26 protein-coding genes are annotated in these 23,707 nt (G+C 44.2%); 25 read left to right on the top strand and 1 reads right to left on the bottom strand.

The genetic code is table 11. The features are described 5' to 3' along the window. From uvrB to IH879_05425, 21 genes are all read left to right on the top strand, one after another. The coding region (gene uvrB / locus IH879_05325) for an excinuclease ABC subunit UvrB (GenBank protein ID MCH7674358.1) at positions 1–1,732 on the top strand (1,732 nt) is incomplete at its 5' end. A gap of 130 nt (positions 1,733–1,862) precedes the next feature. Next, positions 1,863–3,143, top strand: coding sequence for a phosphoribosylamine--glycine ligase (purD, locus tag IH879_05330; protein MCH7674359.1), 1,281 nt, complete (start codon positions 1,863–1,865; stop codon positions 3,141–3,143). 53 nt (positions 3,144–3,196) lie between these two features. Beyond that, complete coding sequence (locus tag IH879_05335; protein ID MCH7674360.1) at positions 3,197–4,120, top strand: NAD-dependent epimerase/dehydratase family protein; 924 nt, start codon at positions 3,197–3,199, stop codon at positions 4,118–4,120. 166 nt (positions 4,121–4,286) lie between these two features. Continuing rightward, positions 4,287–5,438, top strand: coding sequence for a sigma-54-dependent Fis family transcriptional regulator (locus IH879_05340; GenBank protein ID MCH7674361.1), 1,152 nt, complete (start codon positions 4,287–4,289; stop codon positions 5,436–5,438). Next, a complete protein-coding gene (locus tag IH879_05345; GenBank protein MCH7674362.1) occupies positions 5,422–5,940 on the top strand; it encodes an LptE family protein in 519 nt (172 codons plus the stop codon). The genes IH879_05340 and IH879_05345 overlap by 17 nt, the downstream gene beginning before the upstream one ends. Before the next feature lie 66 nt (positions 5,941–6,006). Then, on the top strand, positions 6,007–7,188 hold the full coding sequence (locus tag IH879_05350) for a tetratricopeptide repeat protein (protein MCH7674363.1): 1,182 nt from the start codon (positions 6,007–6,009) through the stop codon (positions 7,186–7,188). Then, the gene (locus tag IH879_05355) at positions 7,178–8,245 is read left to right on the top strand and encodes an aminopeptidase P family protein (GenBank protein ID MCH7674364.1); all 1,068 of its coding nucleotides are present in this window, start codon (positions 7,178–7,180) and stop codon (positions 8,243–8,245) included. The genes IH879_05350 and IH879_05355 overlap by 11 nt, the downstream gene beginning before the upstream one ends. A 15-nt stretch (positions 8,246–8,260) precedes the next feature. Next, positions 8,261–8,695, top strand: a complete 435-nt coding sequence (locus IH879_05360; GenBank protein MCH7674365.1) for an NUDIX hydrolase N-terminal domain-containing protein — start codon at positions 8,261–8,263, stop codon at positions 8,693–8,695. Position 8,696: 1 nt separating this feature from the next. Next, complete coding sequence (locus IH879_05365) at positions 8,697–10,022, top strand: glycosyltransferase (GenBank protein MCH7674366.1); 1,326 nt, start codon at positions 8,697–8,699, stop codon at positions 10,020–10,022. Positions 10,023–10,151: 129 nt separating this feature from the next. Then, entirely contained in the window at positions 10,152–10,496 is a 345-nt protein-coding gene (locus IH879_05370; protein MCH7674367.1) for an STAS domain-containing protein, read from the top strand. Positions 10,497–10,607: 111 nt separating this feature from the next. Further along, positions 10,608–11,807, top strand: a complete 1,200-nt coding sequence (locus tag IH879_05375; GenBank protein MCH7674368.1) for an MFS transporter — start codon at positions 10,608–10,610, stop codon at positions 11,805–11,807. Positions 11,808–11,824: 17 nt separating this feature from the next. Continuing rightward, positions 11,825–12,502 (top strand): HAD family hydrolase, encoded by a 678-nt coding sequence (locus IH879_05380; protein MCH7674369.1) that lies wholly within the window; start codon positions 11,825–11,827, stop codon positions 12,500–12,502. A 471-nt stretch (positions 12,503–12,973) separates the two neighbouring features. Next, a complete protein-coding gene (locus IH879_05385; protein ID MCH7674370.1) occupies positions 12,974–14,818 on the top strand; it encodes an N-acetylmuramoyl-L-alanine amidase in 1,845 nt (614 codons plus the stop codon). Between the two features lie 35 nt (positions 14,819–14,853). After that, on the top strand, positions 14,854–15,201 hold the full coding sequence (gene queF, locus IH879_05390; protein MCH7674371.1) for an NADPH-dependent 7-cyano-7-deazaguanine reductase QueF: 348 nt from the start codon (positions 14,854–14,856) through the stop codon (positions 15,199–15,201). Further along, complete coding sequence (queC, locus tag IH879_05395) at positions 15,198–15,884, top strand: 7-cyano-7-deazaguanine synthase QueC (protein ID MCH7674372.1); 687 nt, start codon at positions 15,198–15,200, stop codon at positions 15,882–15,884. Before queF ends, queC begins: the two co-directional genes overlap by 4 nt. Next, entirely contained in the window at positions 15,881–16,441 is a 561-nt protein-coding gene (locus tag IH879_05400; protein ID MCH7674373.1) for a hypothetical protein, read from the top strand. Before queC ends, IH879_05400 begins: the two co-directional genes overlap by 4 nt. 130 nt (positions 16,442–16,571) lie before the next feature. Then, the gene (locus IH879_05405) at positions 16,572–16,922 is read left to right on the top strand and encodes a cupin domain-containing protein (GenBank protein ID MCH7674374.1); all 351 of its coding nucleotides are present in this window, start codon (positions 16,572–16,574) and stop codon (positions 16,920–16,922) included. Positions 16,923–16,929: 7 nt separating this feature from the next. Next, entirely contained in the window at positions 16,930–17,535 is a 606-nt protein-coding gene (locus tag IH879_05410) for a DUF1684 domain-containing protein (protein ID MCH7674375.1), read from the top strand. Positions 17,536–17,668: 133 nt separating this feature from the next. Then, positions 17,669–17,995, top strand: a complete 327-nt coding sequence (locus tag IH879_05415) for a nucleotidyltransferase domain-containing protein (GenBank protein MCH7674376.1) — start codon at positions 17,669–17,671, stop codon at positions 17,993–17,995. Continuing rightward, entirely contained in the window at positions 17,985–18,383 is a 399-nt protein-coding gene (locus IH879_05420) for a HEPN domain-containing protein (GenBank protein ID MCH7674377.1), read from the top strand. Before IH879_05415 ends, IH879_05420 begins: the two co-directional genes overlap by 11 nt. Before the next feature lie 24 nt (positions 18,384–18,407). Beyond that, positions 18,408–19,121 (top strand): alanyl-tRNA editing protein, encoded by a 714-nt coding sequence (locus IH879_05425; protein MCH7674378.1) that lies wholly within the window; start codon positions 18,408–18,410, stop codon positions 19,119–19,121. A gap of 28 nt (positions 19,122–19,149) precedes the next feature. Here the strand turns inward: IH879_05425 and IH879_05430 are convergent, their stop codons facing one another. Next, positions 19,150–19,554, bottom strand: coding sequence for an FxsA family protein (locus tag IH879_05430; GenBank protein MCH7674379.1), 405 nt, complete (start codon positions 19,552–19,554; stop codon positions 19,150–19,152). Positions 19,555–19,743: 189 nt separating this feature from the next. Between IH879_05430 and IH879_05435 the strand changes: the two genes are divergently transcribed. The 4 genes from IH879_05435 to IH879_05450 all read left to right on the top strand — a co-directional run bounded on the left by IH879_05435 (position 19,744) and on the right by IH879_05450 (position 23,351). Further along, positions 19,744–20,331 (top strand): hypothetical protein, encoded by a 588-nt coding sequence (locus IH879_05435; GenBank protein ID MCH7674380.1) that lies wholly within the window; start codon positions 19,744–19,746, stop codon positions 20,329–20,331. 140 nt (positions 20,332–20,471) lie between these two features. Further along, positions 20,472–21,434, top strand: coding sequence for a divergent polysaccharide deacetylase family protein (locus IH879_05440; protein MCH7674381.1), 963 nt, complete (start codon positions 20,472–20,474; stop codon positions 21,432–21,434). 180 nt (positions 21,435–21,614) lie between these two features. Beyond that, complete coding sequence (locus tag IH879_05445) at positions 21,615–22,331, top strand: pyridoxine 5'-phosphate synthase (protein MCH7674382.1); 717 nt, start codon at positions 21,615–21,617, stop codon at positions 22,329–22,331. A 36-nt stretch (positions 22,332–22,367) separates the two neighbouring features. Continuing rightward, a complete protein-coding gene (locus tag IH879_05450; GenBank protein MCH7674383.1) occupies positions 22,368–23,351 on the top strand; it encodes an asparaginase in 984 nt (327 codons plus the stop codon). Positions 23,352–23,707: the final 356 nt, after the last annotated feature.

Consider the following 23,707-nt stretch of genomic DNA (forward strand, 5'->3'; position numbering starts at 1 on the left):
CCAGCCTGAAGCCTATGTGGTAAGCTCCGACACTTATATTGAAAAAGATACGTCGATTAATGATGAAATTGACCGGCTTAGGTTGAAAGCAACCAGTTCTCTTTTATCGAGAGACGATGTGATAATTGTGGCTTCCGTTTCCTGTATTTACGGTTTGGGCAATCCGGAAGATTATAAGCATGAGCTGCTGATTTTGGAGCGCGGCCAGAAAATGGAAAGAAACCGCATTTTAACACAACTCGTTGACAGTTATTATACCCGTAATGATTTTGAATTCAGCCGCGGAACTTTTCGAGTGCGCGGCGACGTCGTGGAAATTTTCCCCGCTTATGAACAGGAAGCCCTGCGCATTGAATTATTTGGCGACGAAATAGAGCAAATTAGCGTGGTTAACACGATAACGGGCGAGATTCTCTCCACTCAGGAGACAGCGGCAATTTATCCGGCCAAACATTTTGTGACCCCGCAGAAAAAAATTCAGAGTGCGATAGTTGCCATCCGTGAAGAATTGGCCGAAAGACTGGCGGTCTTTCGCACACAGGAAAAACTTCTTGAAGCTCAACGCCTGGAAATGAGAACGAGGTACGATCTGGAAATGCTGCAGGAATTGGGGCATTGCAATGGTGTCGAGAATTATTCGCGCCACCTGTCAGGGCGGAAAGAGGGGCAAAGACCTTACACCTTAATCGATTATTTTTCTGAAGATTTTTTGACAATTATAGATGAATCGCATGCTACCATTCCGCAGGTGAACGCGATGTATCACGGTGATCGGTCGCGTAAGGAAACTTTGGTAGAACATGGATTTCGTTTACCTTCGGCCTTGGATAACCGTCCCCTCACTTTTGAAGAGTTTAATGGAATGATGAGCCAGATGGTTTTTATTTCCGCGACTCCTGCCGACTACGAACTTGAGAAATGCAAAGGGGTCGTGGTCGAGCAAATCATTCGCCCGACCGGGCTTATGGATCCGAAAATCTTTGTTAGGCCGGTAAAGCAGCAAATTGATGATTTGATCGCTGAAATTCGTGAGTGCGTCAAGCGGGAAGACAGAGTTCTGGTCACGACTTTGACTAAAAGAATGGCCGAAGATTTGACGGACTATTTAGCCGGGATGGATGTTCGCGTCCGCTATTTGCATTCCGAAATCGATGCTTTAAAGCGCGTTGAAATTTTGCGAGATCTTCGTTTGGCTGAGTTCGATGTTTTAGTTGGGGTTAATTTGCTTCGTGAGGGTTTGGACTTACCCGAAGTCTCACTCGTCGCGGTCTTGGATGCTGACAAAGAGGGTTTCCTTCGTTCTGCGCGTTCGCTGATGCAAATCTCCGGCCGGGCATCGCGGAATGTGGCCGGTAAAGTCATTTTTTATGGCGATCGAATGACCGATTCTATGAAACGTACCATCGAAGAGACGAATCGCCGCCGGGAGATTCAGGCCAAGTATAATGAAGAGCACGGTATCATGCCGAAATCGGTTTATAAATCCTATGAACAAGTTATGAGCGCGACGCGGGTCGCGGATATCAAAGCGGAAAAATGGGGAAAAGGCAGAAGCACAAGTATTAGCGAGACCAATTGGAAAAAGCTTTCTCCTTTAGAAAAAGAAGAAATGTTGGATCGCTTTGAAAAAGAAATGCTGGAATGCGCCCGAAAACTTGAATTTGAAAGAGCCGCGGAATTGCGTGATGAGATGGACCGCCTGACCGGCAAAAAGAAATTCGTATGGAGTTAATGCCTGAGAAGAATCAAAACTATGTTGCACTAATTGCCGATCTTGTTGCTTCGCGCGCTTTGACCCCTAAGGCTACTGGTGCAGCGATGCGTGGATAAGTTATGAAAGTGAGGGCAGAGCTGGCATGAAAATGACTATTTTGGTTGTTGGCGGCGGCGGGCGTGAACACGCACTGGTTTGGAAAATAAACCAAAGTCCTCTTGTTGAAAAAATATATTGCGCTCCCGGAAACCCGGGAATTGGGGCGGTGGCCGAATGCGTTGATATTCAACAGAATGACATAGACGGATTATTAAATTTTGCACGCAGGAAGTCGATTGATCTCACTGTGGTTGGTCCCGAAGATCCACTTGTCGCAGGCATTGTGGATGAGTTTGAGTCGCAAGGATTAAAAATATTTGGCCCGTCCAAAAAAGCTGCTGAGATAGAAGGAAGTAAAGCATTTTCCAAATATATCCTTGACAAATATAAAATACCAACTGCCGATTGCATCGTCTTTGATCAGTTCGATGAAGCCGAGAGCTATTTGAAAGAAATAGAGTACCCGACGGTCGTCAAAGCCGACGGTCTGGCTGCCGGTAAAGGCACATTTATTTGCGAAACAGAAGCCCAGGCGTTAACCGCAATTAGCAAAATCATGATTGAAAAAACCTTCGGTGACTCGGGAAGAAAAGTTCTCATTGAAAAATTCATGAAGGGGGAGGAAGCGTCAATTCTGGGTTTCACGGACGGCGAAAACATAGTCTATTTACCTTCGGCGCAAGATCACAAGGCCATATTTGATAACGATGAAGGGCCAAATACCGGCGGCATGGGAGCCTACGCACCAGCCCCGATTATCACCGAGGAAATGTTCGCGCGCGTTTGCAAAGAAGTTTTTGAACCGACGGTTAAGGCCATGGCTTTAGAGGACCGGCCATACCGCGGTGTTTTATATGCCGGTCTAATGATCACGGCAGAGGGTCCTAAAGTTGTAGAATTTAATTGCAGACTCGGCGATCCGGAAGCTCAGGCAATTTTGCCTTTAATTGACTTCGATTTGGTTGAGGTGATGTTAAGGATCGGGACCGGTAAAAAAATTGTTGCCAGTATTCAGCTTTTTGATAAATGGTCGATGTGTGTAGTGATTGCTTCAGGGGGGTATCCCGCAGATTATGAAAAAGGCAAAAAAATTTTCGGGCTGGAAAAGGACTTTGGAGAGGATATTGAGATTTTTCAGGCCGGTACCAAAAGCGCAGCAGGCGGCACCGTCGTTTCAAACGGCGGTAGAGTTTTAGGAGTAACCGCCATAGCTGATGATTTTCAGTCTGTGCGCGAAAAGGCATATTGGGCGGTTGGAAAAATCACATTTGACAAAGCTTATTACAGACGCGACATCGGCGTGAAAGCACTACGTCATTTAAAATCGTAAAACCTAAAACTTGTTAAAAAAACTTACTAACTAATTTGAAAGGGATTTTCAAAATGAAAATTTTAGTCACCGGCGGAGCTGGTTTTATTGGGTCTCACATTGTAGATGCTTACATCGCTCAAGGACATGAAGTCGTGGTCGTGGACGATCTTTCCTCGGGCAGGAAAGAAAACCTGAACCCTAAAGCAGAATTTCTTGAAATAAATATCCAGGACGACCGCATTGAAGAAATCTTCACGAACGGTCAGTTCGATGTTGTCAATCATCATGCTGCCCAAATGGATGTACGAAAATCGGTTGCAGATCCGAAGTTCGATGCTCAAATCAATGTCCTGGGTACGCTAAATTTACTCGAGAATTGCGTTCGGACAAAAGTGAAAAAAATCATTTTTGCTTCGACCGGCGGCGCAATTTACGGCGAACAAGACTATTTTCCTGCAGACGAAGAACATCCAACCTGGCCGATTTCGCCTTATGGCATTACCAAACTGGCAGGTGAAAAATACATTCATTATTATAAGGAAGTTCACGGACTATCCCACGTTATTTTGCGCTACTCAAATGTATACGGCCCCAGACAAAATCCCCACGGCGAAGCCGGTGTGGTGGCCATTTTTTCTGAAAGATTTTTGCAAAATAATGAGCACCCAGTCATAAACGGCGACGGCAAACAAACCCGCGACTATGTTTATGTCGGTGATTTGGTACGTGCTAACGTCCTGGCTTTAAATTATGAAAAGAGCGATATTTTTAACATTGGAACATCGGTAGAAGCTGACGTGAATAAGTTATACCGATTGCTCAATGATCATACAGGTGCAAACATGGAAGAATTTCACGGACCGGCCAAAGCGGGCGAACAGATGCGCAGTTGTCTGTCTTTTGCAAAAGCAGAACGAATTCTCGGCTGGAAACCTGAGGTAGAATTGAACCAGGGGTTAAAAAATACCGTAGAATACTTCAAAGAAAAAAATTAACTTGAGCGTTTTTTTGAAGAGCGAAAAGCGAAACAGCGAGGAAGCCTTTTTTTAATCTGAGACCATCTTTCGCTACTCGCTCTTCACTCTGTTTGAAAATCCTGCACTGCTTCGTGATTGAAACACCGCTCAAGTTGACTTGAAAAGTCAAATAGGCCACGATCAGATGGATGATAATTTTGGCATAATCGGGCAGTCCCCTTCGATTCAGCAAATTCTGCTGACGATCAAGCAGGTTGCACCCACCGATATTTCCGTTCTTATTATGGGAGAGAGCGGAACAGGAAAAGAGTTGGTCGCCCAGGCGATTCACGCCCAAAGCCGTCGTAAAGATAAGCCTCTCGTGGTTGTGAATTGCGGCGCCATTCCGGAAGGAATTTTAGAGTCTGAACTTTTTGGTCACGAGAAAGGCGCTTTTACCGGGGCAATCGGCGCGCGAAAAGGCTACTTTGAGTTGGCGGATACCGGCACCATATTTTTAGACGAAATTGGCGAGATGCCTCTCGCGACCCAGGTTAAGTTGCTGCGCATTCTTGAAAATAAGGACTTTATGCGGGTTGGCGGTGTGCGCGTTCACAACGTCGATGTACGAGTGATTGCAGCCACAAACAAGGATCTGGGAAAAGCGGTTAAAACCGGCGAATTCCGGGATGATTTATATTACCGTCTAAATGCTTTCCATGTCCGAATTTCTCCCCTGAGAGAAAGACGAGAAGATATACAATTGCTGGTTAGGAAAATTTCCAGCGAATTCTGCAAACAAAATCATATTGAATTTGATGGGTTTACAGGTACGGCATTAAGAATGATTGAAAACCACGCCTGGCCTGGAAATGTCCGCGAGCTGAAAAACCTGGTGGAAAGTATTATTATCCTGGAAAAAGGAAAAAAAGTTGATGAGTCGGCTTTGGCCAAATATTTCAAATTCGACAACAATGTGGGACGAAACTTACCTGTGCCGACTCACCGTTCTTCGGAACAGGTGGAACGAGAGTTTATTTACCGCGCCCTGATGGATTTGAAATCCGAAATTACAAAATTGAGAGAAGATCTGTATCAATCGAACTATTCCGACAGCCGTCCGAAATCTTTGCCGGTTTATTCAGAGGTGCTTCCACGTGAATCTGAAACAGTCGGAGAGAACGAAAATTCAGAAGAATTTAATCTCGATGAATCTTCGTTAAATGAGGTGGAACGGTATAAGATCAATCATGCTTTAGAGAAATTTAACGGCAGCAAACGTAAAGCAGCTAGATCCCTGGGTATCAGCGAAAGAACTCTTTACAGAAAGATTAAAGAATATGAGTTGCCATTTTAGAAAAAAAACGTTATCCTGTTTTCAAACTTTCTTAATCTTTGGTGCGATATTTGCATTTCAATCTGGGTGTGGTCCTTATTCTTTTTCCAGTTCCGGCGCGTCACATTTAAAAACGGTTGCCGTTCCTATTTTTCAGGATCAGACCTCCGAGTTTGGCATCAAAGAAAAGCTAACGGATGAAGTAATAGAACAATTTACCCGAGATAACACCCTTCGTCTGAGCGATCGCCGAAACGCAGATTCTCTAATTGAAGGGAAAATTGTCAGAGTCCATGACCAGGCCGGTGCATTTACCAGCGACGAATCTGTAAAAGATATTAAGGTTTTTATCACAGTCAACATAAAATACGAGGACCTGAAGAAACGCAAAACAATCTGGGAAGAAGAGATCACAGAATGGGGAACGTTTAATCCGGATGAAGAGACTCGCGAAACAGGAATCGATGAGGCAATTGGTAAGATAGCAACAGAAATCTTAAATCGATCTGTGTCCGGTTGGTAAAAATTGTTGCATTAGACTCCTTTGATTGCTTAAATTTAGAAATATTATGATTTGATGAATAATTCCATGCCAAATGAAAATGAAACAGATGCCGAGTTTTTAGAAGAATTTTTTGAGAAGAATCCTGAATCCGTCATTTTTGCCCGCCTAGCAGACACTTATCTGAAAATGGATAAATTAGACATTGCGACCGAGCTTTGTGAAGATGGGATCAAGAAGCACCCATATTATACCACCGGCCATTTTATTCTCGGCAAATGTTATCTCGCTAAAAAGAAATACGAGCTTGCTGAAAAAGAATTTAAGCGCGTCCTTTTATTCGATCCAAAATTTCTTGCCGCTCATAAATATTACGGCGATTTGATGAAAGAAATTGGCTGGGAAAATACCTGCGAAACCAGCTACAAGAAAATTCTACAGATTGATCCCCTCGATGAAGTGGCTCGCAGCCTGTCCGGAGAATATATTCTTGAGGGGACAGAAACGGAGACGGAAGAGCACGAGTCAGGGACGGAAGATCAGGAGGATTCTTTTGAATCACAGTTGGCCGAGACGAAGGTCGGAGTAGATCTAATGGAACCCATGCCGATAAGTCCCGAAGAAGAAGATATGTTGTTCGAGAGAGAGGACGAAGTTCAAGCAGATACCGAGCATAAAATATCTGCAATTGAGGATCAAGTTACCCAACTCGACGACGAGAAAGCTGAAGAATTTTCATACATATTGGATGATATCTTCAAGGATGAAGTGGTTGAAGAAGACAAAGAGGAGTCGCCAATGAGCCTCGATGATGAATCTTCAGAGGAGGAAGCCATCGTCGAATTTGAAGATGATCCGGAAAGCTACCTGGCTCAATTGCGAATAGAAGAAGAGGAGACACCGAAACCTGAGATTGAACCTGATTTAGATTTAGATGAATTTAAGGGTTCCCGCTTCACACCTGATTCTCAATCGGGTATAGGAGACTCTGTCCGGCAGTTCGATTCTTCTGATTTTCAAGAACCGAGTTTTAAAAAACCTGAACCAGCAGAAAAAGCACCGGCCCCGAGGCCTAACAGAAGCCGGAAAGCTCGCGGTGATAAAATAGTTACTCCCACTTTAGGTGAAATCTATGCCACCCAGGGGCAGTACACTAAAGCGATCGATGTTTTTGAAACCTTATTGAAGAAGCATCCTGAAAACGATTTTTATCTAAAAAAGATAAATCATTTGAAAAAGAAGTTAGCTGAAGCCAAGGATGTATCTTAGACTCGAGCGGGTCAGAGATCGAATTGCCCACCACAAACTCGATGCCCTCTTAATCTCCTCCCTTGTAAACGTTCGGTATTTATTTGGCTTCACCGGGTCGAACGCGATGGCCCTGATCACCCCCGATACTTCGTTTTTCATTACAGACCGCAGGTACACTCAGCAATCCCGCCAGCAAGTCCAAAACGCCGAAATCATTATCGCCAAAAAGGATCTTATCTCCGAACTTAAAAAGATAACAGCAATCAGGCCAAGAGTAAAACTGGGTTTTGAATCCATGCATCTAAAAGTTAAGGACTTCATGCAATTGAAGAAAACCTTACCGCAAATCAAATTAATGGCTTCGGAGCGAATCATTGAAAAGATCGCCAGCGTCAAAGAAGCGGAGGAAATCGAGAATGTAAAAAAAGCAGGAGCGGTTTGCGGCAAAGTTTTAAAAGAAGTTTTCCCTTTAATTAACCCGGGTGTTTGTGAACTCGAAATCTCCGCGGAATTGTCATACCGCGCGAAGAAACACGGTAGCGAGACCGATCCGTTTGAACCGATCGTTGCCAGCGGCAAGCGTTCTGCTTTACCCCATGGAATTTCTTCAGCCAAAAAATTAGAGCACGGTGATTTGGTCATCATTGATTTCGGAGCAGTTGTAAATGGCTACGCAGCAGATATTACCCGCACAGTTGTCTTGGGAGAACTCTCCCTAAAACAAAAGGAAATAGTGGACGTGGTTTTTAACGCTTTAGAAGTTTCCGAGTCGGCAGCCAAACCCGGACTCACCGGCAAGCAGTTAGATCAAGTTGCCAGAGATTACATTAACAAACGGGGCTACGGTGACTTCTTTCAGCATTCGCTAGGACACGGCCTGGGATTGGATGTGCACGAACTGCCGCGAATCGGTGAGCAGAGCAGCGATCCTATCGAAGCGGGAAATGTCATCACCCTCGAGCCGGGTATTTATGATCCGGAAATGGGAGGTGTTCGCATTGAAGACGATTTTGTAATCACCGCTGACGGAAGTGAGAATCTGACACCTTTCCCGAGAGAAGTTGTGAGTGTGTGAATACAGGAGCAGTTGATGCAGAATCACTGGCTGGAATGGGCCCGGAAAATTAAAGCACTCTCTCAAGTTGGCAAAACTTATACTAAAGACCCATACGACTTAGAGCGCTACAGTCAGTTAGAAGCACTTGTTCAGGAAATCTTTGCCAAGGCCGGAGGGAAAAATATCACGGAAGTGAGTGACTTCTTCTTTCTCGATGAAGGATACGCCACCCCCAAAATTGATTTAAGAAGCGGGGCCATCAAAGACAACAAAATCTTGCTGGTCAAAGAAAGATCAAATGAAAAATGGGTCCTGCCCGGCGGCTGGGCCGACGTTTGTGAATCCGGCAAGGAAGGCATAGAACGAGAAGAATTCGAAGAGTCCGGGTTTAAGGTTACGGCAACCAAGCTTGTTGCAATAAAAGATCGAAATAAGTGGGCCTACCGATCTCATTTCGTCGCCGCTTGACATGGCAAAAGATCACAAAAAAGCTTCTAAAGCGGAATTGAAAAAGGTGCTGATTTTAGCCTACTATTTTCCACCTTTAGGGATGGGGGGAACCCAACGTCCGGCAAAGTTTGTCAAATACCTGCCCGAGTTTAATTGGACGCCTTTTGTTATTACCGTAAAGGATGTCGCTTATTATGCAAAGGATCCCTCACTTTTAAAAGATGTCAAGGGCGCACAAGTTTTTCGAACCGATTCCCTTGATCCGCAACGCTTACTGACCCTCTTTACTTCTCATAACTCGAATTCACCCGGTCATAACAAAGACTGGACAACCAGAAGCCTGCAAACATTCAACAAAATCCTTTCCTATTTTTTCATTCCGGACCTCAAAATTTTTTGGCTGCCGTTTGCAATTTTAAGGGCCATTAAAATAATCAATCGCGAGAATATCACTTGTGTTTTCACGACGTCACCACCGCATTCACTGCAACTTACGGGACTTTTGTTAAAAAAAATCAAAGGACTTCCATGGGTTATCGATTTCAGGGATGGTTGGTCAAATGGTAATTTTCAAAAAGAACCGACTGCTATTCACAAATGGTTAAACCGGTTTTGGGAGAGGCGCGTTCTGGCGGCGGCCGATGAGGTGATCGGGGTTTCTTCACAAATGCTTGAGGATTTTAAAAGTAAATCTTTAGGGCATCCCTCAAAATTTCATACGATTCCTAACGGCTTTGATACGGAAGACTTGCCAGAAATCGAACCGAATTCCGCAAACGAAAAATTCACCATCGTTTATTGTGGAACGATTTCGGCCATTTCACCGGTAGACAGTTTTTTGAGCGCTCTTTCACTCCTGTTGAATAACCGACCTGACCTGAGAAAGGAGATTTTATTCAAATTTATCGGCATCGATTTAACCGGTGCTCTTGAATCTCTAGCAGGCCAATTGAATCTGAATGACGTTATCCAAGAGGATGGATATCTCTATCATCGGAAGGCTTTTGAAGAGATAGTTAAGGCCGACCTTTTATTGTATCCGGTGGGGAACTCGGCTAGCAAGGATTTTATTCCGGGCAAAACGTTTGAATATTTGGCCTCCCGCCACGCCGTTCTTGCCATAGGGCCGCGTGTTGCAGGAACGGAAATTTTAGAAAAATATAGTTCGGTAGAATCGGTGAGCCATGAAAAAATCGACGCAATCGAGCAGGCTATTTTTAAATATTATTCCGAATTCAAAAACAATTTAGAACCCAGTCTCCACCAAAAGGATATTTCACAATTTGAGAGAAAGAACCAAACGAAAATTCTGGCGAAAATCTTAGACAAAGTTGTCCGGAAATAAATCCAATTTTTAAGTTGTAAATTATCTAATTGTTTTTAGTTTAGTAACCGCAAGGATCGGATAGTGTCGGAGTTAAGCGAAGCGGTCCTAAAAAAACTACATAGTCAAAACTTTTTAACAGGAAATGTCATGGAACAAAACACCCAGGTGGAAACGCGGGTACAAAATGAAGTCGGAATAATCGATATCGTTGGAGAAGTTACCAGCTTTTCTGAAAAAATATTAGAAGAGGCGTACGAGAAACTCACAGCAGACGGGATAAAAAAAATCGGCTTTAATTTCAAAAATGTCTCTTACATAAATAGCGCCGGCATGGCCATTATTATTAGTGTTCTAACCAAGAGCCGTGCACGCGATCAAGTTTTGTGCAGCTGGGGGCTCACCGATCATTTTCAAAAGATATTTGATATGGTGGGAATTACCAAATATATGGATCATAAACAAAGCGAAGAAGAAGCTTTAAAAGGATTTTGATTTAGTAACCTGCCAGCTATGCCTCAGACTTTATCTCACCAGACTCCGGATAGCCGGAATTTAAACCTAATTTTAAAACTGTCCTCAGAGTTCTAAACTCGGGAGCGAACTTTGTCACAACCCACGAAAATGCTTTTTCTTCTCAGCATCGCTGCATTGTTCTCGATGTCCATTTGGTTTAGCACCTCAGCAGTGGGACCGGCGTTAGAAATTGAATGGGGTCTGACGAGCAGTCGACTGGCTACCCTGGTTATGGCGGTTCAATTTGGTTTTGTAGTCGGGACTTTTTTTATTGCCTTCACAAATTTAGCAGATCTTTTGAATACCCGGCATCTCTTTTCTTTATCTGCAGTTTTGGCAGCAACTATCAATGCCGGTTTTGCCTGGTTCAACTTTGACTGGACTCTGGCAATTGTTTTGAGATTCCTGGCGGGCTTTTTTCTGGCCGGCGTTTACCCGCCCGCCATGAAAATCATTGCCGGCTGGTTTAAAATTAGGCGAGGTTTGGCAATCGGCACATTAGTTGGCGCCCTGGCAATTGGCTCAGCTTTGCCGCACTGGGTCGGATCGGTAGCGAGAGAGCAATGGCAGTTGACGATTTATATTAGTTCTGGATTGTCGCTCCTGGCCGCTCTCATTGTTTTATTTTTTGTGAAAGATGGCCCTTACAATCTTTCTGCCCAAAAGTTCAATTTCAAATATGTCTTTAAAATTTTAAAAGACCGACCCACGCGTTTGGTTTATTTGGGCTACTTCGGCCACATGTGGGAGCTTTACGCAATGTGGACGTGGGTACCGGTATTTTTGTTGAATGCTCAGGCCAACTTTTCAGATCAACTTTATTCTCCCGGTCTGGGCGCGTTTCTGGTGATCGCTTCAGGTGCAGCAGGCTCTGTTTTTTACGGTTTTCTGGGGGATAAAATCGGCCGCAGCCGTTCTACCATTTTGGCCATGATAATCAGCGGCCTTTGTTGCCTGGTGGTCGGATTTCTTCAAAACATAAATCCGGGTTGGCTGCTGTTTGTCTGCATTATTTGGGGCATCACGGTCGTTGCAGATTCGGCTCAATTCTCTGCCGCAGCTTCTGAGCTTTGTGAACCACAATACATGGGGACTGTACTGACCCTGCAAACCAGCATTGGGTTTTTAATCACCATGGTCTCCATCCGGTTGATTCCATTCCTGCAGACAATTGGCGGCTGGGGGCTTGCTTTCAGCATTTTGGGTTTCGGACCACTTTTGGGCATTATTGCCATGAGGCGCTTGTTTAAATTGCCGCAAGCTGTGAAAATGGCCAACGGAAACCGCTAAATATTTTAGGATTTTCTATGAAGTTACTTCTATTTGATATTGATTTGACTTTGATTGACAGCGCGCGCTCTGGACGTCGTGCAATGACCTGGGCCTTTGAAAAACTATTTGGGATTAAGGATGGCATGGACAAAGTGAACTTTGCAGGTCGAACGGATCGGGCAATTTTTCGGGATGCTTTGATTCACCAAGGTATGGAATGGCAAAAAGAAAAGGAAGAGAATTTTAAAAGCGTCTATTTCGAGCAGCTGAAAATCGAAATAGCAAAGCCAAATTTGGAGAAGCATCTTGAGCCGGGTGTTTTAGAGCTGTTGAATGAATTAAGCAAAAGAGAGGATAATGTTTTAGGGTTGCTCACAGGAAACTGGCATGAAGGCGCTCAGATGAAATTAGAGCACTTTAATTTATACCATTTTTTTGAGTTCGGTGCATTTGCAGACGATTCGGAAAGTCGTAACGAGCTCCCGAAATTTGCTGTGCAAAGGTTTTCTGAGAAGACGAGTTTGTCAATATCGCCTGAAAATGTTTTTATAATCGGAGACACGCCGCTGGACGTTGCCTGTGCCAAATCGTTTGACGCAAAAAGTGTTGCAGTGGCAACCGGTTTCTTTTCATACGAAGATTTAGAAGCTGCTCAACCTGATTTTCTTTTTCCTGACTTTTCAGTTATTCAAAGTTTTCTAAAGATTTTATAGACGGGAGGCAGGTAAAATCGACCCCAAAAAAATAAAGCGGCCCAGGGTTGAGCCGCTTTGATTGTACCTTAAATCCAGACTTCCTTGTCTATATCAGACCAACCTTGCTCTGATTTGAAGGCACATTTAAATTTTATCTTTCCTTCCTGCCCAAGTTATTTCTTTCTTCAGCAGTCAAAATACTAAATCGGAAAGCCGGCAAAAAACCTTAGCGTTTTGAACAAGTTTTAAAATAGTTTAATATTCATTGCCGGACGTTAACATTGGGACTCACTTTAAATAAATATTTCATGCAGTCTGGGAAGAAATTGCACATTTAAAGTGTTCTTTTAAACGAGACTCCCGAGACATGTCCCCTGTTTTACCTTCCTCCTATGTATCCCCGGCATTTTTACCGGGGATTTTTTTTGGTTTTTGAGGCGAAAATGATTATATTCTACAGCGTTAGAGCAATAATTAAGGAAAAATGAGGTGGTAATTAAGACAATCCTTCTTTTCGGATTCACTTTTATCTTATGGTTGAATCAAACTTTTGCGCAGGGATTCTTCCCGGTGATTCCCCCTGATTCGGTTCGCCTGCAGGTTGCCTTTCCGGCTGACGAAGATACGGTAAATTCAAATCGGATCAGGTATGCCGGGTCAGCCTTGCCTACCGCCAAAGTTTGGGTGCAAGGCGTTGAAACCAAAGTTTATCCATCGGGTGCATTTGTCGGGTTGGTCAGTTTAGACGAGGGGATTAATGCAATCAATTTCAGGTCTGAGGATGCTCTGGGCAGCCTCAGAGAAAGCCTGATTATATTTCGGGAGCCCGAGAGAAAAACCCTTGCTGAAATCCCGACTGCCGTTGACTTGGGCCAGGTGAAACCCGCAAGCGATGTTTACCTTTCCCACGGCGATAAACTGGAAGTTGAATTCTGGGGAAGCCCCGGAGGTGAGGCTACGTTCTCAATTGATAAAATTGCCAAGAATGTACAAATGGTGGAAACGCCCGGAAGTTCTCATAGCGTGCGCGGGCACTATAAAGGCTTGGTTGTAATTCCGAATTTGGATGGGTACAAGCCAAAGGAGATAAAATTTAAATTCCGGGGTAAAGATCGACGCCGTATTAAATTTCGGTCCGCTGGTAGAGTCAATATTCTTTCTCCTATTTTGCCCCAAATTGGCGTGACTCTCGACTCGATTAATTTAATTCTAACAAAACCTGATGGTGAAATTTGGATGGCTCTTCCTGCCGGCATAAAAATGGAGATCATTGCTGAGCAGGAGCGGGTGAAAAAAGTTAGATTGGCTGAAGGGGTCGTTGGGTTTATTGCGTCAAATAGTCTTCGAAACCTGCCGCTTGGAACGCCTTTCTCATCCTCAACCATTGGCGTTATTGCGACTTTGGAAGACTCAAACTGGATCAAACTCCGAGTTAATGTTTCGGACAAGGTTCCGTTTGAAATTCAGCAACTCCTGAATCCCGCTGCTTTGGAAGTGACGTTCTTTCGTTCTCGTCTAGCGCCGCAGTGGATTATGTACCCCCGTGATGATGAAACCGTCAGAACCATAAGCTGGCGTCAAAAGAGCAGCGAAGAGTTTGTGCTGCGCATTGAATTGAATCAAAAACAACAGTGGGGCTACTTGGGTCGGTATGTTGGCAAACAGTTTTGGCTCAACATTAGAAAAACTCCCGACCTGTCCACCCACCCCGACTCACCTTTGAAAAATATAATTATAACAATTGATCCGGGCCACGGCGGTGAATTTGAAGGTGCAGTTAGCGCGACCGGTTTGTTTGAGAAAGAAGTGAATCTGCGGTATGCTGCCAAGGTCACGGACTTGCTCAGGGCAGAAGGCGCTGCGGTTTCCATGACCCGGACCCAGGACACGACCCTGACTCTGCAGACTCGAATCGACGCTGCCCGGGCTGTTAATTCACATATTTTTATTTCACTACACAACAATTCAATTGGTGCCTCGACTAATCCTTTGCGCCCGCGAGGTGCAAGTACCTACTATACTGTGCCGCAATCTCAGGAAGTTGCTAAAGATATTTATCACCGCCTGCTTGAGCTGGGATTAGAGCCGTTTGGCAGAGTTTCATCGACCTACTATGTGACCCGGCAAACCGACTTAATTTCGTTGATCGTTGAGGCGGCTTTTATGACCCACCCGGAAGACGAGATGCTTTTATTAGATGATGAATTTTTAGATAAATTGGCTGCAGCCGTGGTCGCGGGGATCAAAGATTTTGTGGCTAAGCAAGCACCCGATTTTGGAGGAAACATCCGAAAAAGAAATGAAAAAACTCGTTCCGAAAAAGGCCGAGGCTGAACTGTTTTATTAATTGTTTTGGAGAAAAAAATCAAATGGAGCGTTTGGAAACGTTTGACAATAAATACCCGAACCGGGACTATACCATCACCATTGTCAATGATGAGTATACTTCAGTCTGCCCGATGACCGGTCTGCCTGATTTCGGCACGATCACTGTAAATTATGTGCCGGACAAAAAGTGCCTCGAGCTCAAGGCGCTGAAGTACTATTTTTTGGAATACCGAAATGAGGGCATTTTTTATGAAGTCGTGATCAACAAAATTTTAGATGACCTGATCGAGGCCTGCCATCCAAAAAGTATGGAAGTGATTGGCGAGTTTACGGTGCGGGGTGGATTACGCTCAGTGGTAAAAGCGTCACATAAGAAGGAAATAAAATGAGCCGTGAATTGGCAGTGGTTTTGGCTAGCGGCGGCATGGACAGTGCCGTAGTCACCGCGATTGCCAGTCAAACTTGCCGGCTGGCGCTTTTGCATTTGAATTATGGCCAGCGAACGGTGGCGAGGGAATTGCAAGCATTTGAAGAGTTGGCAGGCTTCTACCAGGTTGAAAAAACTTTAGTGGTTGATGTTGGGCATCTTTCTCAAATCGGTGGTTCGAGTTTAACTGATACGGATATTGCAATAGCACAGGCTGATCTCGAAAGTACGGAGATCCCGACATCGTATGTTCCGTTTCGCAATGCCAACATGTTGGCAGTCGCTACCAGTTGGGCGGAGGTAATTTCAGCCACGAAAATTTTTATCGGAGCAGTTGAAGAAGACAGTTCCGGTTATCCCGATTGCCGACGAGAATTTTATGACGCTTTTGAGAAAGTTGTCGATATTGGCACGAAGCCCAGCACGCAAATTGAAATTGTGACACCAATTATCACTCTAAAAAAACATAAAATTGTGCTTAAGGGAAAAAAGCTGGGCGTGCCGTTTGAGTTGACATGGTCATGCTACCAGCGCGAAGATGCGGCTTGCGGAGTTTGTGATAGCTGCGGTTTTCGACTGCGCGGATTTCAAAAGGCGGGTTTGGAGGATCCGATAGAGTATGCAGAGCGGCCGGTTTATCAATGAAATTAATCGACGACTTTTTGCCCAAGTATGATTTTGCAGAGGTTCATGAAATTCAAGTTCAAGCTCCCATCGAGGTGACCTACCAGAAAGTTCTTGACTTAGATTTGAGCCGCTCCAGAATCATTCGCGGTTTATTTAAGCTGCGCGAGATGCCGGCGTTTTTTTCTTCGAGGAATCGAGATCGGGAAAAATTAGGCCTGACATTCGAGGGCCTTGAGAAATCCGGGTTTATTTTACTTGGCAAAAACCCGAGTGAAGAAATTATACTCGGTTTGGTTGGGCGTTTCTGGACGCCGTCCGGGGGCATTCGGCGCTTGGATATCGAGGGCTTTCGAAAATTTACCGAACCAGGCTTTGCGAAAACAGTTTGCAATTTTTATTTTTCTGAAAGGGAGAATCAAACAGTCTTGACGACTGAAACAAGAATTGCTTGCCTGGATGATCAAAGCAGGCGGAATTTTAGAGCCTACTGGACTTTCATCAAGCCGTTTAGCGGCCTCACTAGAAAAGAGATTTTGAAAGTGATTAAAACGGAGGCCGAAAGTAGTTCGTTCTGAGTTCATGCAGACGCGGATTTTTTTCAAAAGAACCTGCCCTGAGCTTGTCGAAGGGTTCGTGTCTTTTTCAACGAATCAAAGGCTCCTAGAAGCGGAATGACATTTTAATTGAGAAAACCCAGAGGTCCAAATGAAAATTCAAAATTTCAAAGACATCGAGGAGACCGAAGTCGACATGGCAGGGACAAAAGACGCCAGGATGAGAATGCTCATTTCAGATAAGGATGGTGCTGATAACTTTGCAATGCGCATGTTCACAGTTGCCTCCGGTGGTCACACACCGTTTCATTTTCATAACTATGAACACGAAATATTTGTGCTGGAAGGTCAGGGCGTGCTTAAAGGCGAGGATAAGGAACATCCATTCAAAGCCGGCGATGTTATTTTTGTCTCTCCCAATGAAAAACACCAGTTTATAAATGCCGGTAAAAAGGAACTGAAATTTCTCTGTTTGATACCGGCACCGGAGAAATGCGCTTAAAGGAAATATGATTTTCATTATTTTACTTTTTCTTCTATGCTTTAGCTGCCAGGAACCCCCGCCAGTCGGTGAAATCGATTTTGTGGCTCAAATTGAAAAGCATCGCCGGGAGAAAGATGCTTCTTTTAAAATATCAGAAGACTCTCCGATTCCGGACGAACGTAAAACTAAGTTTCAGGGGCTGAGTTACTTTGCCATCGATTTGAATTACCGATTTCAAGTCCGCTTGCATCCTTACAGTCAAAAAGAGACTTTTGAAATTGTCACCAGTTCCGGCATGTTGCGCGAAACCATGAAATACGGCTATTTCAAATTCAAGGTTGATAGCAGCCAGTGTGTTCTGCAGGTCTACAAACTTCTGGATATTCAAAGTAATTACCCAAACTACCTTTTTGTGCCTTTCCTCGACGCAACCACAGGCAAGGAAAGCTATGCCGGTGGCAGGTATTTGGACTTCGAAGAAAACGATTCCGGAATTTACACCTTGGATTTTAATCTGGCCTACAACCCTTCGTGCGCTTACGGCAAAGCCGGTTACAATTGTCCAATTCCACCCGCAGAAAATCGATTGAATGTTGCGATTTATACCGGTGAGAGATATTCAACCTTTTGAGCTTGACAATTTTTTATAAAATTTTTGAAAGTTAGGAAACGTAGCCCCAAACTAAGTATTATTAAATTGCATTAATGAATGTAATAAACTATATTTAACTGAAAGTAAGAAGATGATTTTATAGGTTAACAATATGCCTCGGAATAGAAATTCAAACACTCTCCTCAATGAGATTACTAACCGAATATTACATGCCGGGGAACCGCTTAAAATAGTCTTATTTGGATCACGTGCACAAAATAAAGCTCAAAATGACAGCGACTATGATTTTCTAATTATTGAAGACTCAAACCAGCCACGTTATAAACGAGCAGCAAAATACCGCCGGAGATTGAGGGGGATGGGTTTTTCCAAGGATATTGTAGTTTGGACTCCCGAAGAGGTGGAGCAATGGCGTAATGTTTCCAACGCATTTATAACGACTGCCTTAAGAGAAGGAATTGTTCTCTATGAAAGATAAATTTGCTTTGACGCGTGGTTGGATTGCCAAAGCTCAAAGTGATTTGTCAAGTGCGAAAAAATTGGTTAATAGTGATGGTCCTTATGATACTTCATGTTTTCACGCTCAGCAAACAATTGAGAAGCTGCTTAAGGCGGTTTTAGCTTTTCATAGTAAACCTATTCCCAAAACCCACGATTTGGAAGAACTTCAACGTATTTGTCTCGAGTTTGTCACGATTCCCTCCCTCGGAGAATTAGATTTCACTGAGATTACTGATTATGCTGTAGGAATACGATACGATTTGGATTTCTGGCCTGAACAGGAGCTTGCGTTGGAAAGCATCGCTTATGCTGAAAAAGTGCTAAAGATCATTAAGCAAATTTTGCCCAAGCAATGCCATGCATAATTCAAGAACCTTACGAGTGTTCCAATGACCGAACTCCTTTTTCAAACCGACAGCTATCTCAAAGAAACCAAAGCGACCGTTACCGCAATCGAAGATGGCGCCGTCATTTTAGACAAAACGATCTTTTATCCCGGGGGCGGAGGCCAGCCGGCAGATCAAGGCAAACTTCTGTGCAAAGGCTATGTTTCCCGAATCGAGAAAGTGAAGAAGCTTGGAGACAAAGTTCTGCATTGGCCGGAAGGACCCATGCCGGAAATTCGTGACAAAGTTGAATGCAAAATCGATTGGGATCGCCGCTACCAGTTGATGCGCACGCATACGGCCATGCACATTTTATGCGGGGTTATCTGGCGCGATTTTGGGGCAAAAGTGACGGGCGGCAACATGGAACCTCTGAAAGCACGCATGGATTTTGAGTTTGAGGCGATGTCTGCGGATTTCGCAGAAAAGGTAGAGGAGCTAATCAACAAAGAAATCGTTGCTGCACGGCCGGTTCAAGTTAACATTCTTCCTAGAGAAGAGGCATTTAAAATCCCGGATTTAATTCGCACTAAAATTAATCTCTTGCCGGAGGGAATTCAACAGGTGCGCACGGTTGAGATCGTAGGCTTGGATTTGCAGGCGGATGGCGGCACGCACGTCGCGAACACTGAAGAAGTAGGCCGAATCAAGGTTGTCGGACACGAGAGTAAAGGGAAAATCAATAAAAGGTTGAGGATTGAGGTTGGTGAAACTTGAGGATAGAGGATCGAAAATAGAAAGTGACTCAGGAATCTTCGATTTTGTAATTCACCTGTATTTCACCGGTGTTGATTTTTCTGCTGAAGTACTTTTTCAGATAAATTTTAACAAAAGCACGTGAGAAGGGCAGGAGCAGGGCAAAGCCAAATGCATCCGTGATTAGGCCAGGCGTGAGCAGCAAAAGAGCACCAGCGAGGACCAGAGCACCGTCGATGAGACTGTCCCCGGGAAGCTGGCCGGAGGCGAGTTCATTTTGAATGCGGCTGATAATTCCAAACCCCTCGGAACGCGCCAGCGCAGCGCCGATAAATCCGGTTAAAACGACAATGGCGATGGTATTCCAAAGCCCGATCTTTTGCCCGATTTCAATGAGCAGTGCAAGCTCAATCAAGGGAACCAGGGTAAACAGTAACAGAAGACGGATGAACATTTATAAACCTCGAATTTAAACCAATAAAAAATTATTCACCGCAGAGTGCGCAGAGACAAAAATTTTATTAAATTTTACTTAAAAGAACTCTGCGTTCTTAGCGTGCTTTGCGGTTATGAATTAACCAAGTTAAACACTCTAACGAAAAATAAGTCAACTAAGATTCATTCGCAACCAGTTTTCCATTTCATGAACAAAAATTCTTTTGTTTTTTTCCTAATCGTTTTAGGTTTGGCCTGTGAAAATCCGTTTAGCACCCGGAAAGCAGAGCTCCCCGACATTCAAAATCCTGCCACTTTTATTTCTCCTACCGACCCTGAGACTGTTTTCCTTAATCTTCAGTTCGCTGTTCGCGAGCGAAATGTCGAAAACTATATTTTAAGCTTTGTCGACTCGACGCTATCTCAACAACAATTTACTTTTGTGCCGGATCAGGGGGTAGCAGCAGCAAATCCCGGCACGTTTGCAGATTGGAGTTTAGAAGATGAACGGCTTTATTTTATTCAGTTGCTGCGAGAGACCCCAACTGATTCGGTGCATAGTTTGAGTTTTGCTGAAGAGAGTAGCTCCGAAATATCCGGAATGGCAACATTCACCCAGAATTACGAATTGATTTTCAAACATTCACTCACGGGAAACACACCTACAGAGTTTCGCGGGCAATCTATATTTTGGCTGGAACGAAATGAGACAGGTAACTGGGCGATTTACCGCTGGGAGGATCTTGGCAATGGTATGGACCCGTCCTGGAGTAAATTGAAGGCTTTGTTTCAATAACTATGGCTACCCAATTCAACAAATTGCCACACTGGAAGATTAGACTTTTTTGGAGCCTTTCATTCTTATGTTTAATTCTGGCCTCAATCAAACTATTAGATCAGCCGGAACCGGGTTTGAATTTTTTTTCAAGTTCAGGAATGAACGACACTTCTCAGAAAGAAGCGCTCAAGTTTAGTGTTTATCATGTCCTGTTCGATTTCGGGATTCGGGTCGATTGGATTACCGGCGACCATCATTCCAAAACGGTGCTGGTGCCCGCTGACCTGCCGATTGTGACGCCGTACACAGCCCTGGTCTCAAGGTTTGATGAACTGGGTGGTGACTTAATCAAAGCTGAGTCAAATCCTAGGGGAGATCGACTCACAGTGGAGGTGGGTTTAAAGGGTAAATCTCTGTTTCAGGTTACCTTGTTAAGAGATCCTGAATTAAGGCGATTTGCTGGTAAAATCGCCATCGTCATCGATGATTTTGGGTATTCATTCAGTTCTTTAGTAAAAGGTTTTATAAATCTGGATCAAGAAATAACGCTGTCAATTTTACCCGGACTGGACTACTCCAAGAAAATTGCTCAAGCAGGATTCGAGGCAAAACGAGACGTGATGCTACACTTGCCTATGGAGGCCAAAAACGATGAGGTCGGTTTCGATGGCCTGACCTTACGTTCGGGATTATCCGAAGCTGAAATTAGAGACCGGGTCAGAAAGGCTGTCAAAGGGCTTCCCCATATAACCGGATTAAACAATCACATGGGGTCACTCGCCACTGAAGATGTGAAACTGCTCTCGGTGATGATGGACGAAGTAAAAAAAGCCGGATTGTTTTTTCTGGACAGTCACACCAATTTCGAGACCCGTGCCTATTCGGTGGCTGGAAAAAACGGTATCCCATGTGCCATAAACGACACTTTTCTGGATGCCATTGAAGAGGAACCATTTATCCGGGGGCAAGTATACCTCTTAGCAGAAATCGCTTCCAGAAAAGGCCAGGCCATTGGCATTGGTCACCCCGAAAAATTAACTTTAAAAGTTTTAAAAGAAGAGTTGCCTAAGTTGGAAAGAAGAGGCTTTCAATTTGTAAGTGTTTCCGAGTTGGTAAAATAATTTTATCGCCCACAGAAATGAAATGCCTCAGAAAAGCTTTCAGCAGTCAGTCTTCAGCTTTAAAAAACTGAAAACTGAAAACTGAAAACTGAAAACTGACCGCTGATGGCTGATGGCTTAATTCTGTGGCATTTCAATTCAGTGGGCGTGTTTTTATCTTTTATTAGGAGGATAAAATTTATGATGAGGTTAGGAGTTAATGTGGATCACGTTGCGACGGTTAGAGAGGCTCGTAAGGGCAAATTGCCCGATCCCGTTGCGGGTGCAATCGCGGCTGAAATGGCCGGGGCGGATGGCATTGTTTGTCATCTTCGGGAAGACCGGCGCCACATCAAAGACAAAGACCTGTTTCTTTTAAAGGAGATCGTCAAAACACACCTGAATTTAGAAATGGCCGCAACTGATGAAATGGTTCGGATTGCCACTGAAGTTGTGCCGGACATGGTGACCCTGGTTCCTGAAAAACGCGAAGAGATTACCACCGAAGGTGGACTGGATGTGGAATCCAATGAAGACTGGATCGAAGAGGTCACCAAGCAGCTTCATAGTCACAATATCGTAGTTTCACTGTTTATAGATCCGGATATTAGTCAGATCAAATCGGCGGCGAAGTGTGAGGCGGACTACGTGGAACTTCATACCGGACTTTACGCCAATGCCGAAGATTTGGGCACTATCACGGACGAGCTGGAGAAATTACGCTCCATGGCGATTGGCGCAGCAAAAATGGATTTGGGGGTTAGCGCAGGTCACGGTCTCGACTACCATAATGTCCGCGATATTTTAGAGATCGAGCAGATTGAGGAGTTGAACATCGGACACGCAATTGTGTCAAAAGCAGTCATGGTTGGCATGGAACGCGCTGTTCGTGAAATGCTGGATATTATTCGAAGATAACCTTCCCAAACACATCTCTTATTTAAGGAAAAATGTTTGCCTGAAATTGTCGCCGAAGTCATTCGAAATGAGCGGGTCGAAAGTTGCCACCGGGGGTATATCGCGGTTGTAACCCCGGACGGCAGTCTGCTGGCTTCTTCGGGGGATGTGCAGTTTCGAACTTATATTCGTTCAGCAGCCAAGCCGTTTCAAATTATGCCGCTTCTGAGGAGCGGGGCAGTCGAGCATTTCCAATTTACCGATAAAGAGCTCGCTGTCATCATGGCCTCCCACAACAGCGAGCCGCTCCACCTGGAAACAGTCAAAAGCATCCTTAAAAAAACTGGTCTGACAGTTGAGCATCTAAAATGCGGCAGTCATCCGCCGCTGCATAAACCAACCGCAAAAGAGTTTCTAATTCAAAAAGAGAGACTCACGGCACTGCATAATAATTGCTCGGGAAAACATTCCGGCATGCTGGCGCTTGCTGTCTATAAAAATTGGCCGCTTGAAACTTATTTAAATCCTGAGCATCCGGTGCAGGTGGAGATTAAAGAAACCATCTCAGGTTTTTCGGGAGTCCCAACCGACGAAATTCATGTCGGGGTCGACGGCTGCAGCGCCCCGGTCTTCTTTTTGCCCGTCAAAAATATGGCGATGATGTACGCGAAATTGGCTCAAGGAAATATTGAACCCGGCGAACGTACTTTTAATTTGATGTCCGCCAACCCCGAAATGATTGCCGGCAGCGACCGCTTCGATACTGAACTAATGAAGACGCTTTCCCCTAGGGCGGTCAGCAAGGTAGGGGCTGAAGGCGTTCGCTGCCTTGGCATCCGTGGCAGCGCGCCAATTGGCATTGCTTTAAAAATTGAGGATGGCAGTGGCAGAGCCTCGGCAGCTGTCATGCTCGAAGTCCTCGCACAATTGGATTTAATTTCCCAAGCTGAATTAGATAAGTTGTCAAAATACCGAAAACCGGTTTTTAAAAATCATGCCGGCATTGAAACGGGTTTTATCAATGTAAAATTTAAGTTATAACTAACATTTCTCACAAGTACGTCATTCCTTCGATAAACTCAGGACGACGTCAAATTATTTTTGATTTTTCTTGTGATTCTATTGCCTTTTTGTTTCTTTTTCTTCATTTTGATTATATTGAGGCGGAGGTGAGAGGTATCCAGCGTTTCCTATGGATGATAAAACAGCTGCACGAAGTCGGATATCATGACAAATGACTGCTTATGCAGTTAGAAGATAAATAAATTGTCGGAGATCATGACATTTGGTATGATCTACAGAAACTATAGAATTACTTGTTATGCGGACTAAAATGCAGTATTTAAATGCCGAGTTTAATCCCCGTAAACGTGCGGCAAAGGAGAGGATATTCCTTA

This window comes from candidate division KSB1 bacterium, assembly GCA_022562085.1.
Lineage (GTDB): Bacteria > Zhuqueibacterota > Zhuqueibacteria > Oceanimicrobiales > Oceanimicrobiaceae > Oceanimicrobium.